General features: G+C 43.6%; 10 protein-coding genes and 2 tRNA genes. 7 read left to right on the top strand and 5 right to left on the bottom strand.

Going from position 1 to position 12778, the window contains the following annotated elements; translation table 11 throughout:
• Window positions 1-178: 178 nt before the first annotated feature.
• The gene (locus R8O11_RS07195) at window positions 179-712 is read left to right on the top strand and encodes a lipocalin family protein (protein WP_025767720.1); all 534 of its coding nucleotides are present in this window, start codon (window positions 179-181) and stop codon (window positions 710-712) included.
• A gap of 206 nt (window positions 713-918) precedes the next feature.
• On the opposite strand, the gene R8O11_RS07190 is transcribed toward R8O11_RS07195, so the two are convergent.
• The 5 genes from R8O11_RS07190 to R8O11_RS07170 form a co-directional block, all read right to left on the bottom strand.
• Complete coding sequence (locus R8O11_RS07190; RefSeq protein WP_053303674.1) at window positions 919-1914, bottom strand: succinylglutamate desuccinylase/aspartoacylase family protein; 996 nt, start codon at window positions 1912-1914, stop codon at window positions 919-921.
• 110 nt (window positions 1915-2024) lie between these two features.
• Window positions 2025-3557 (bottom strand): putative basic amino acid antiporter YfcC, encoded by a 1533-nt coding sequence (yfcC, locus tag R8O11_RS07185; protein WP_205391155.1) that lies wholly within the window; start codon window positions 3555-3557, stop codon window positions 2025-2027.
• A gap of 212 nt (window positions 3558-3769) precedes the next feature.
• Entirely contained in the window at window positions 3770-4090 is a 321-nt protein-coding gene (locus tag R8O11_RS07180) for a cytochrome c (protein WP_318194040.1), read from the bottom strand.
• Between the two features lie 78 nt (window positions 4091-4168).
• The gene (gene ltaE / locus R8O11_RS07175) at window positions 4169-5173 is read right to left on the bottom strand and encodes a low-specificity L-threonine aldolase (RefSeq protein ID WP_318194039.1); all 1005 of its coding nucleotides are present in this window, start codon (window positions 5171-5173) and stop codon (window positions 4169-4171) included.
• Window positions 5174-5195: 22 nt separating this feature from the next.
• Window positions 5196-5711 carry an NUDIX hydrolase gene (locus tag R8O11_RS07170; RefSeq protein WP_017820203.1) on the bottom strand — a complete coding sequence of 172 codons (516 nt, stop codon included), beginning with the start codon at window positions 5709-5711 and terminating at the stop codon, window positions 5196-5198.
• A 269-nt stretch (window positions 5712-5980) separates the two neighbouring features.
• On the opposite strand from R8O11_RS07170, the gene R8O11_RS07165 reads away from it, so the two are divergent.
• The 6 genes from R8O11_RS07165 to dld all read left to right on the top strand — a co-directional run bounded on the left by R8O11_RS07165 (window position 5981) and on the right by dld (window position 12729).
• Window positions 5981-7642, top strand: a complete 1662-nt coding sequence (locus R8O11_RS07165) for an ATPase RavA domain-containing protein (RefSeq protein ID WP_213886024.1) — start codon at window positions 5981-5983, stop codon at window positions 7640-7642.
• A gap of 9 nt (window positions 7643-7651) precedes the next feature.
• Entirely contained in the window at window positions 7652-9106 is a 1455-nt protein-coding gene (viaA, locus tag R8O11_RS07160; protein WP_213866315.1) for an ATPase RavA stimulator ViaA, read from the top strand.
• Window positions 9107-9309: 203 nt separating this feature from the next.
• Window positions 9310-9383: transfer RNA gene (locus tag R8O11_RS07155), tRNA-Cys, on the top strand.
• A gap of 37 nt (window positions 9384-9420) precedes the next feature.
• Window positions 9421-9496, top strand: a tRNA-Gly gene (locus tag R8O11_RS07150).
• Between the two features lie 239 nt (window positions 9497-9735).
• Window positions 9736-10638: a LysR family transcriptional regulator gene (locus R8O11_RS07145; RefSeq protein ID WP_318111150.1), complete on the top strand. Its 903-nt coding sequence runs from the start codon at window positions 9736-9738 to the stop codon at window positions 10636-10638.
• Window positions 10639-11022: 384 nt separating this feature from the next.
• Window positions 11023-12729: a D-lactate dehydrogenase gene (dld, locus tag R8O11_RS07140; protein WP_054578961.1), complete on the top strand. Its 1707-nt coding sequence runs from the start codon at window positions 11023-11025 to the stop codon at window positions 12727-12729.
• The last annotated feature ends 49 nt before the right edge of the window (window positions 12730-12778 follow it).

Here is a 12778-nt window from a genome sequence, read left to right as displayed (position 1 = left end):
AAGTCAAAAATAGAGCAATCTTGTTATCGATTTGCAGAGATGACGAGGTTTCGGTGTTCAGCGCGCTATTGATGATGAAGAATTGTGATGTGTACCTATGAGGGCGATGGTGCGGCTTAGTGATCGATTTGTTATCTTCTAGAGTAAAATCAATCACTAATTAAAATTTAGGTGTTGTATGAAATCGATAAAAATATTTTTACTTTTGTCACTTGCAACTTTATTTGGTTGTACCTCGAAGCCGGATGGGGTGGAACCCGTGAATAATTTCGATTTAGAGCCATATCTAGGTAAGTGGTATGAGATTGCACGCCTAGACCATTCATTTGAGCGAGGCTTATCCAACGTTACCGCTGAGTATCAGGTTCGTGAGGATGGTGGGGTCAAGGTGATAAACCGTGGATATTCCGAAGAAGAGCGACAGTGGTCAGAAGCTGAAGGCAAAGCTTATTTTGTTGAAGATGAAACGGTGGGACACTTAAAGGTTTCCTTTTTTGGGCCAATATATTCTTCTTACATTGTGTTTGAGCTAGGTGAAAACTATGACTATGCGTTTGTCTCAGGTTACAACCACGACTACTTGTGGCTATTGTCTAGAACTCCTAATGTTGATGAGAAAGTAGTGGAGCGCTTTAAGTACGTAGCTAAAGAGAAAGGTTTCGCTATCGACGAGCTCATTTTTGTTGAACAAGAGAAACAAAGACAGCTTTAAGTTCATTAGCGTGGCTGAAAAAGCGGACAGAGGGGAAGCTTCCTAATTAAGAGCTCAGTTTGTCATTCGCTTAACAGTAATTTGTTACCGCGTAACTTAATGTGGTCAAAATGGATATAGCCCCATCATTTGTGATTACTCGTGATGGGGCTTATATAAATTTGAGTGAGCGTCGAAAGGTTGATCTATCAACAAACGGTTATGGTTTACTTAATCAAACGAACGATCAGGGAACCTGGTGCTCGAATAGATTCAACATTGTGGCTAAGTACTGTGCCGCTTGTTGGGGCGGTGTAGCGTTTAATCTCAGCGCCAAAGCTGTCGTATTGAATCGCAAGAAGTTGGCCTTGCTCGACAAAATTCATCAAACTGACATGAGGCAGTACAAAGCCGCCGTGTGTCGCTTTCACACTGACGATTTCGTTTCCTTCCAAGCATGACGTAATAGGGTCCATATCACCTTCAACAATGTTATGCTTTTTCAGCACATTAAAAATGCCTGTTACAGTTCGACTGATAAGTTCTTGCTCGGTGTATCGCCCCATACCTACTTCAACAGTAATACTTGGGACACCATGGTTATTCCAAACCGTTTCAAGGACGCCAGCATCTCCAGGATCATTTAAAATCGCATCAGGATTAATGAGGCGAGCCATTTCTAATGATTGCTCGATTCGGAAATCTGCAAACACGTAAAGTGGATAGGCCGCACCACTGGTTTGAGTGTGAAGGTCAATGGCTAAATCTGCATTTGGCTTGAGCAAATCATTCCACAATGCATATAAGTAACGTTGGGCCTCATTGCCGTTTTGGTCACCAGGAAAAAAGCGGTTTAAGTTTGCAGGAGACGCGTCAGGGTCTGCGGAATAGAAATCGCGGCTGTGGTTTAGCATACCTGGCATGTTAATGGTTGGAACAATAGTGACAGTACCAGCGACTTCAGTCCCGATGAGCTCTCGAGCAGTTTTCTGCGCTGCTAACACACCATTGTACTCATCACCATGAACCCCTGCGGTAATCATGATCTTCTTGCCAGGTTTTTCACCTTTGAACACTAGCACAGGTAGGTGTTGCCACTGAGAGAGAGCATTCGTTGCGATGCGAAACCAAAACTTATGCTCGCCCGAATTTAGGTCTGCTACATTGAGAGATTGAATCACTTGATGACCCTGAATCATGTCATCGAGAAATTGTGTTGCCATTAAAGTTACCACTCCAAAACCATAAGCTAATCTAAAACCTTAGCGTCGTCATACGATGAATATTAATAAGGCGAGAACATGTCTCGCCTTAATTACCAATTGGTTTCGTTTTACGCAAAACCCATAATATGAGCTGCGATAACGACGATACTTGATAGGGTAAAGAGTAATAGAATAAATCGCCAGCAGAATTTTGCCCAGTCACCCCAGTCGATACGGCAGACACCAAGCGTTGCCATGAGAGATGCCGAAGTAGGGACGATAACGTTAGTAAAGCCATCGCCAAGTTGGAATGACAAAACTGCCACTTGGCGCGTAACTCCTGCAATGTCTGCCAGAGGGGCCAGTAGAGGCATCGTTAGTGCCGCTTGTCCAGAGCCCGAAGTGACGAAGAAGTTGAAGATAGATTGGAATACATACATTAACCATGCCGCAGCCACGTCAGGAAGCCCGCTAATCACGCCGCCAGCACTGTTTAGAATTGAATTCAGTACACTCGCTTCATCAGTTGTACCACCACCAAGGATCAACAATACACCTTTTGCACAACCCACTAATAGGGCAGGTGCAAGCATAATAGCTGCACCTTCTTTAAATGCATCAGCTGCGCAGTTTAGCGTCATACCGTTTAGGCGGAAAATCGTACCGATGATCGCGACAACAAAGCCCATAGTGAAAAATTGAGAAGCGATTTCTGGGATGTACCATGCGTTAGCGACTACGCCCCAAACGACCCACACCGTGGTCGCAATAACCGTAAGGATAACGAGTGTGTCACCTAGGTACCAACGAGAATCTTGATTGCCAAGCTCTTGCTGACGGAAATACTGGTCTGTGCGATGGCTGTAAGAAAGTGTAGGATTTGACTTCACACGAGCGGCGTAGATCATTGTGAAAGCGATACCGATTAACGTAAAGCCAGCCCATAACCCCATGCGCGCTGTCATGCCGGATAAAACAGGTACACCCGCAATGCCTTGCGCAATAGCGACGGAAAAAGGGTTCATCCAAGAAGTAGCGAAGCCAATTTGAGTCGCAACATAGGTAACCATCACCGTAGTGATACCATCATAACCAAGGCGAACCATAAGCGGCGCGATAATAATCGCAAATGCTACGGCTTCTTCACCCATACCAAATACCGCACCGCCTAGCGAGAACAGCAAAAATAGCACTGGAATGAATAGTGCTTCGTTACCTTTGGTCTTATCGATAAGGCGCAGGATACCGTTATCGATTGTGCCTGTGCGCATTACAACGCCGAAAGCACCGCCTATAACCAACATGAACATAATCACGCCGATTGCGCTGCCCCATTTAGAGCCAGAAACTAGCCCTTCGAAAGGGAAGTTCATCAAACCAATGCCACCACCAGAAGCAAACAGGCCAACCTTGTTGTAAACCAATTCACCGTTTTCGTCGGTTGCATAAGAGAAAGAAGAAGGATCGATAACTGTGCGAGTTTTTTCTGCACCGTCGACCATGTAGGTCACCTGTTGGCTATCAAAATGACCAGCAGGAATTAAGTAGGTAAGAATCGCAGCAAGAATACCAACAATGAAGATCAAAATGAGGGTATCTGGCATCTGCCACGACTTGGGGGTAGCAACCGAGTCTGCTGGTTGCGCATGTGTGTGAGACATAACTTACTTCACGTTAAATTCAATAAAGCATGAAATATCGATAAAATAGAATAAAAAGTCAATATTAATGCTTATGTCGAACTATAAATTCATCAAATATTTGAAGTGAAGTTAATTTGATTGTTTTGTGGTCAAATGTTGGGTTAATGTTTCAATATGCGTTGAGTTTGGATGATTCACGAGCTTTCATAGTGCATCTACAAGTGATCTAATCACTTGATTTCCTTCTGTTCTGCATAAAAAGCAGCGACATCACGAAGGTCTTCATCATTTAACATTTTTAACTGTGTTGCCATCATTTCTGCAAGTGGCCCTTTACGCTCACCGGCTTGGTAAGATTTCATTGCATTGTAAAGGTACTGAGTATTTTGACCAGCAAGGCTTGGATAGGTGTTGTTCGTTGCGATGCCTGTAACACCGTGACAATAGACACAGCTAGGTGATTTGATTTTACCTTTATCAGCATCACCAAACGGCTCGGCATGGATAGCGGAAGAGAAAATAAAAGAGATTAGAAGTACAAATCTGAGCATGGAGGTTATCTATTCGCTAAAAATCATGCCGATACAATAAAGCTTCCCCTTAGGGGAAGCTCAATGATCAAAATCAAATTAAAGTAGAGATTTTATACTTGATAAGAAAGTGTCGATGTCTTTCGCTGAAATATCTTTATGAGTTACAAAACGAATTGGATTTCCAGGGGTTATCGTGATGTTTTGTTCGTTTAGTTTCGCAGCGATACTTACTATGTCCACTTGGGGATCAAGCTTCGCGAACACGATGTTCGTTTGAACAAATTCAGGGTTGACTGAAAAACCAGGCAGTTCTGCTAAACCTTCCGCTAAGGTTTTTGCGTTGATGTGATCTTGTTTTAGCTGTTCCACTTGTTCGGTAAGGGCAAGTTTGCCTGCTGCGGCAAGAATACCCGCTTGACGCATACCACCGCCGACCATCTTTCTTAAGCGACGTGCTTTTGCGATGTAGTCTTTGCTACCAAGCAGTAGCGAGCCAACAGGGGCAGCCAGACCTTTCGACAGACAGATCGTCATTGAATCAAAGTACTGACCGATCTCTTTTACCGGAACATCAAGTGCAACGGCTGCGTTAAAAACGCGAGCGCCATCTAGATGCATCTGCAAGTTATGTTTATTCAGGAAGTCACGTGCTTCTGTTAAGTAAGACAGAGGTAGTACTTTACCATTAATTGTGTTTTCTAAGCTGAGAAGCTTAGTGCGAGCAAAGTGACAATCATCTGGTTTAATCGCAGCAGCCAGTTTATCAAATGGTAGCGTGCCATCTGGGTTATTTTCGACTGGTTGAGGTTGAATTGATCCCAAAACCGCCGCGCCACCAGCTTCGTATTTGTAGTTATGTGCTTGTTGCCCACATAGATATTCATCTCCCCGCTCGCAATGCGCCATTAAACCGAGCAGATTGGCTTGAGTGCCTGAAGTGGTAAACAAAGCTGCTTCGAAACCAGCAAGCTGCGCAGCAAATTTTTCAAGCTCATTGACCGTAGGGTCATCACCATAAACATCATCCCCAACGGGGGCCTTAAACATGGCTTCTCGCATGGCTTGGGTGGGCTGTGTAACGGTATCTGATCGAAAATCCATGAATGTCTCCTTGGTCAAAGTCCTAAATATATCCGCAAAGGCGCGCTTTGCTTAAGCAAGCGATCGTTTTGGCATCGGTGATCGTGCCATCGACAATCTTTTCTTCGAGTTGCTTGATTGACAAGGTGACGACCTCAATCACTTCGTCTTCATCGCACTCGTAACGGTTCGTTTTGTTAAGCTTTTCGGCAACAAATAGATACTGTATCTCATCACAAAATCCGGCAAGAGGGGTGACTTGGCCGAGAGACGTGAATTTCTCTGCACTAAACCCAGTTTCTTCCTCTAACTCTCTTTTGGCGCAGCAGAGTGGCTCTTCGTTGCCTTCTCTGGTACCAGCAGGAAGTTCCAATAGCCATTTATTAAGTGAAGGCCGAAATTGGTGGACAAGGACAATCTCACCCTCCGCTGTAATAGGGAGAATCACCGCAGCACCCGGATGATGGATTGTGGTGTGCGTAATTGCCTGTCCTGTAGGAAGCATAACGTCTTCTTCAATCAGAGAAATTTGCTTCCATTTATGAATTATCTTGCTCATGCAGTTATGAACCCTAGCTGTTACCGCATTTTTGACGTTTTTCGACATTAACCACAAATGGTGGGAAACAAAAGCAAAAAATACTGCAACACGACGAAAGCGTTTGCACTTTAAGTGAGCAATGTCTCATAAATGGAAACTTTGATTGCTTCGTCAAGATGGGGAAAAGCATCTGCTATAAGGGGAATTCGACAAAATACATTTGTAACAAAGTGATAACAAGTGTATAAAAATGTTAACGCAATACCACTTCAGCAGCCGGAGAACGTATGACACAAACCTTATTTGCCTCAAATGCCGAAAAAGCGCTTCTCTCAGAACGCATCAATAAATTGGCGAAAGCGTTAACGGATGGCGTTTATGAGCGTGAACATACGATCAAGCTCTGCCTTCTTGCTGCACTTGCTGGTGAAAGTGTTTTTCTTTTAGGCCCCCCTGGTATTGCAAAAAGCTTAATTGCCAAACGACTCATCCAAGCGTTCGATAACAGCAGTTACTTCGAATACCTGATGACGCGCTTCTCAACCCCTGAAGAGGTGTTTGGGCCACTGAGTATCCAAGAGCTAAAAGACAACGGCCGTTATGTTCGCTTAACTAAAGGGTATTTGCCAACTGCACAAGTCGTATTTTTGGATGAAATCTGGAAGGCGGGCCCTGCAATTCTTAATACATTGCTGACAGTGGTTAATGAGAAAACATTCAAAAATGGCAGCGATATCGAGCGTGTGCCAATGCGCTTGTTGGTATCGGCTTCCAATGAATTACCCGATGAAGATAGTGGATTGGATGCGCTCTACGACCGCATGTTGGTGCGTGTGTTTGTGAATCGAATTCAGAATAAACAAAACTTTAAGTCGATGTTGACTGTGGGCACATCGCAAGAGGCACAAGTACCAGAAGGCCTAGCGATAACTGATGAAGAATATCATCAATGGCAACAACAGCTCGACAAATTGACGTTAACCGACAATGCATTCGAAAAGCTTTTCCAGCTTAAAACGATGTTAGAAGCCAAAGTTGAAGCTCAGTTTGGTGATGTGGCCAATACCGACATGTATGTCTCTGACCGCCGCTGGAAGAAAGCCGTGAAGTTGTTAAAAGCGAGCGCGTTTTTTAATGGTCGCGATGAAATTAATCCGCTTGACCTTCTACTGCTGCAAGATTGTTTATGGAACAGTCCTGAATCGCGAGATGTGGTACGTGAAGTGGTTCAAGAGTTCGCCTTAAAACATGCATTTGATCAACAAGACGCGGAGCAGGAAATTGAGTATTGCCGAGAGTCTTTGGTTGATGTTCAACATGAACTAGAAGATGCCTACCGCATGACGTTAACGTCTGAAGCGGCAACGGGTATTTTGCGTAAAGAAACCATGCGCTTTGATACCTCTAAAGCCAAGATGTACAAAGTTGGCGCAGCCGTTAACTTAGTTAAATTGGTTGTCTTGCAAAGCAACATGTCGGTTTCAGAATCAGAAAAAGGTGATAGCCGCTGGGTTTATGTACCCAAAGATGAGTTAGATCGAGTCATTAAAGAGGGAAGCGGTGATGTGTATGGTTACGTCAATCAAAACACCAACATGTGCCGTTTACGATTTGATGTTGACGCGGCGAATAACCTAGTTATCCGTGATATCGCGAACCGAGGCATTTTGGTTAGCCTAGTGACTCAAGAGGGCTTGGATGTAGAGCTTTACCAAAAGTGGTTAACGCAGAGCGAAAAAGCCGTAAATCAGCTTAGTGAGGCAGAACACCATATGCGCAAGGTGAAAGCGAACTTTCATGATGCGCTTCCGCATAGCTTTGTTGATCCTGAACTACCCCGCCTAATGGAGTCGAGTCTGCAACAGGTAAGTCAGAGACTTGAATCAATCCAAGCAGAAAGTGAAAAAGTTATCCAACGCTTTAAAAACTTAAATCAGTTTTTCTCATAAGGAGACGACATGCTAGGTGCAGACGGACTTAACCTCGCGCTGATGGTGGCCGACTCCGGCATCATCGATAGCGCAGTTAATGATTTGATGGCGCGTTCACAAGTCATGATGATGGCAGAAAACCGAGGTGTTAAATCTTCGGTCAAAGGTCACTTGTTAAAGTGGCGAGGCAGCGTCAAAAAACGGATCACCAAGGTATGTGAGACAGAGCGTTTCCAACAAGAGCTGTCTTTATATCAAGAGGTTATTCATTGGGATGAAGAAACGTTTTTTGAAAACATCGAAGATGTGATTAAAAAGCTGGAATGGCACTCTGCGTTTTACATGCAAGCTCGCCGAATGATGGAAAAGAACAAAGGGATGAATAACCCTATGTTCCCTCATTACTTTTGTGATCAATGGTACCAAAGCCTCACCGATGCTATAAAACAAGCGCAAGTAAGCGAGCTTGAAGCCAATAAAGAAAAGGTGCTGAATGACCTGTATCAACGTATGGAAACCATGCGTAATATGGATAAAGTCACGGAGTCGGGTGACGCTGAAAGTGTAGGGCGCCTGTGGGATATGGCATCTGCCAAGTTGAGTAAAACAGACTTAACGGTGATGAAACGCCATGCTGAGTTTCTGAAGAAGCACCAAGGCTTGCAAGAAATTGCGGAGCAACTCGGTCGTATGGCGGGGCAAGTAAATGATCCTGAACTAAATCGTGCGCCCACTGAAGAACTTCAATTGGTCGAAGAGAAAAGTGATGAGGCGACGGATGATATTGTCGGTATTCACGAAAGCGATGATCTAAATAAGCTACTTCCCAACGAAACGATGTTTTTGGCGTATCCTGAACTTGAAGTTGTGTTCTATAAACACTTAGTTGATAAACGGCTCATGAACTATCGTACACAAGGCAAATCGCGCACGTTACGTAAAGTTAAAGCTCACCGACCTGACCATAAAGCGGTAGATATCGAAAAAGGCCCCTTCATTGTTTGTGTGGACGCGTCCGGTTCCATGAGTGGCTTTCCTGAGCAATGCGCCAAAGCCATGGCTTATGCTCTGATGCAAATCGCACTAGCGGAGCAACGTGATTGCTATGTCATTATTTTTTCTACGGAACACATTACCTACGAACTAACCAAACAAGATGGTCTGCGCGAGGCGGCGGACTTTCTAACTTATAGCTTCCATGGTGGTACAGACTTAGAGCCAACTTTGATTAAATCTATCGACTTGATGAGCGGTGATAAATATAAAAACGCAGACATGGTAGTCATTTCCGACTTTATCGCGCCAAAACAACAAGACGAGTTACTGGCCAAAGTGGATGCGCTCAAAGCGAAGAAAAACCGTTTTCACGCGATTAGCTTATCGAAATACGGAAATCCTGCATTAATGTCGATGTTTGATCACACTTGGTCTTATCACCCTAATGTTGTGGGAAGATTGCTAAAAAGGGTCAGCAACTATTAAACGCCTTAATGTTTCATGGGACAAAACGAACTGAAAGCTAGATTTATATTGCTTCGTTTTAAGCCAATAAGATCGAACTTTGGTCGAATTGACTTAAAAGAAATCAAACGAACAGAAAATGAAATATTTTTGTTTGACTATCTTCTCTCAATCCGTAAAGTAGCCACCAACGCAACGGGGTAGAGCCCTGAAGCGTAACAAAAGGCGCCTTGGCAGAGTGGCTATGCAGCGGATTGCAAATCCGTGGACCTCGGTTCGACTCCGGGAGGCGCCTCCATTATTCTTTTGAGAGCGAATGGCTTTCGAGAATAAATGCGACACTAGCTCAGTTGGTAGAGCGCAACCTTGCCAAGGTTGAGGTCACGAGTTCGAACCTCGTGTGTCGCTCCAAATTATTCAGATATGGCCATGGCGGTATCTCGATGCCAAGTGCATCAACTTAAAACCAGCGACAGCTGGTTTTTTTGTATCTGAAGACTGATAAATTCATACCATCTCTTTTTCATTACCTGTGAGCTTAGCAACCCCATCTCTGTCACGAGTTTCTGATATTAAGTGTGACCTGATGTTTCGCACCTCAGCCAATTTCAGTTTACAATACGGGCTTCCAAAGGATTTGACGAAGACGCATGAGAAATACCGACGATTACATCATTTTTTATCACTTGATCGAGCAAGGTTCATTCAGTGCTGCCGCGAGACATATGTCACTGACTAAATCGGTCGTCAGTAAACGCATTGCCAAGCTTGAACAAGAGCTTGGTGTACAGCTTCTCTACCGAACAACGCGAACGCTAACGTTGACTGAAGCAGGACGAGCGTTTTTTACTCATGCAAAAGCGGTTTATCAAGCGGTGGCAACGGCGGAAGAATCCATTGTGGGTTTAGGTAAAAACTTATCTGGAAACATTAAAATTTCGGTGCCTACTATCTCTGGTGAATTAATTCTTCCTCAAGTGATTAATGAATTTAATCAGAAATACCCAGACATCAATATCGATATGGATCTAGATAATCGTTTCGTCGATATCGTGAATGAACGTTTTGATTTGGCAATTAGAACGGGTGTGTTGCCAGATTCTAGTCTGATTGCAAGAAAGCTGGTGGATGCGAATTGGCTCATTTGCGCGTCACCCCAATACCTAGCTAAACATGGCATACCTAAACAACCTCAAGCCTTGGCTAAACACAATTGTTTAGTCTATTCCTACCAAGAAACCGGAGCGCATGAGTGGGCGTTTAAAGATGGAGACGAAGTATATCAAATCACCGTCGACGGTAACCTCTGTACCAACAATTCTTCTGTATTGAGAAATGTGGCGCTGTTAGGGCAGGGAATCATCTATGTACCGCGTGTATTGGTTTATGAAGACTTAAAACAAGGCAGTCTGATTCAGTTATTTAAAGACGAAACAGCCAAATGTTTGGGTATTTATGCGGTGTATCCCTACACTCGTCAGCAACCAGAAAAAATTAAGATCTTTATCGATCATCTATACTCAAGCTTTCAAAGTCAAAACCATCGATTTTAAGCCAATAACTCAACACCGATCGTTATATTGGTGTTGAGCTTATGTTTCCATCTTCATTTCTAATAATTCTTATAAATTTAGAAGCTTAAGCTTTCTCCTTGTTTTATCACAAATATTGATAACAAGATGCTGCGCACAACTGTTAACAAGTGGTTTTGCTATTGTTTCTTTTAAGAAACGGTCTGTTTCTTGCGTTAAATTTCCCGAATGTGAAAGATAAGTGACAGAAAAATAAAAGAATTATTTTGTTTGTTGTCTATTGGTTAAGTGTTGCTTGCCTGCCTGACATAGACGCCGAGAAATGGACTGCTTATAGTGGCTCAAACGCCCATTACCGTCACTAAACGGTGATGTGAGCGAAGTACAATAACTAGAGATACGGATATGAAACAAAAGCAGCTGATTGACGAATTTAAAACTATCGTTGGGGAAGAAAATGTCCTAACCGACGAGGTTAAAACAAAATACTACCGCTCAGGTTTTCGCTCAGGTAGTGGCACTGCGCTTGCTATCGTGTTTCCTAATACTCTTGTAGAACAATGGAAGATAATTAAACAGTGCGTTGAAGCAAACTGCATTATTATTATGCAGGCTGCCAAAACTGGTTTAACAGAAGGCTCAGCTCCAAGTGGTAATGATTATGACCGTGATGTGGTCGTGATCAATATTACCAAAATCAAGAAGATTCACTTATTAGATGGCGGTAAGCAGGCGGTATGCTTGCCAGGTGCAAGTTTGCACTCATTGGAAAAAGAATTGAAGGCGGTGAACCGAGCGCCGCACTCTATCATCGGTTCTTCATCATTAGGTGCCACTGTGGTTGGTGGTATCGCCAATAACTCAGGCGGTGCGTTAGTCAAGCGTGGTCCTGCTTACACCGAACTGGCGATCTATGCGCAGGTGGATAAGCAAGGCCAGTTACATTTGGTGAACCACCTTGGTATTGAAGGATTAGGTGAAACGCCAGAAGAAATTCTTACAAACCTGCAAGAAGGGAACTTTGACCCAGCGAAGATCATTCATGATGAGCGAATGGCATCAGACAAAGAATACGATGAACGTGTTCGAGACGTGACTTCTGACATTCCTTCTCGCTTTAATGCCGATGAACGCCGATTATTTGAAGCCAGTGGCTGCGCTGGTAAGTTGGGGGTTTTTGCCGTTCGGGTTGACAGCTACCCAGTCCCCGAAAAAGAGCAGGTTTTTTACCTTGGCACCAATGACCCTGCGAAACTAACGAAGTTGCGAAAAGACTTCTTATCTACGTTTGATAACTTGCCTGAGATGGGAGAATACTTGCATCGAGATATCTTCAACATGGCAGAGAAGTACGGCAAGGATGTGTTCTTATCAATCGACTTGTTAGGCACAGATAAGCTGCCAAAAATGTTCGCACTTAAAGCTAAGGTAGAAAACTTCTTAGAGCGCATCCCGTTTGTCAGTAAATATCTGCCAGACACCATTCTGTACTACGCGAGCAAGTTGTTCCCACAACATTTACCAGAGCGAATGCTGGATTTCCGTGACAAGTATGAGCATCACCTGGTATTGAAAATGAGTGATGGTGGTATTGCTGAAGCACAAAAATACCTCAAAGAAGTTTGGGCTGTTGAAGACGACTGTGATTTCTTCGAGTGTACGCCGGAAGAAGGTAAAAAAGCTTATTTACATCGTTTTGCAGCCGCTGGTGCAGCAATTCGGTACGAGACGATTCATCGAAAAGACGTGGAAGACATCGTTGCACTTGATATTGCATTGCGACGCAATGATGAAGAGTGGCTAGAAACTTTGCCTGAAGAGGTGAGTAAGAACCTTGTTCAAGCGCTCTATTATGGTCACTTTATGTGTTACGTCTTCCATCAAGATTACATTTTCAAAAAAGGGACTGACACGAAGTTGATGAAAAAGCTGATGCTAGAGCACCTCAATAGCCGTGGTGCCAAATACCCAGCAGAACATAACGTGGGTCACTTGTATGAAGCCGAAAACTCGTTGCAGAAGTTTTACCACGAATTAGACCCAACCAATACCTTTAACCCTGGTATTGGTAAAATGGACAAATATAAGCGCAATTGTAACTGCTGTGCGTAATGTGCTGTCTCACCATGATTAATAATCGTTGTTCATCATTCAAATGATG

It is taken from the genome of Vibrio sp. 1288, from assembly GCF_033344475.1.
The sequence above is the reverse complement of the archived record's forward strand: the minus strand, read 5'-3'. Positions and strand labels throughout refer to the sequence as shown.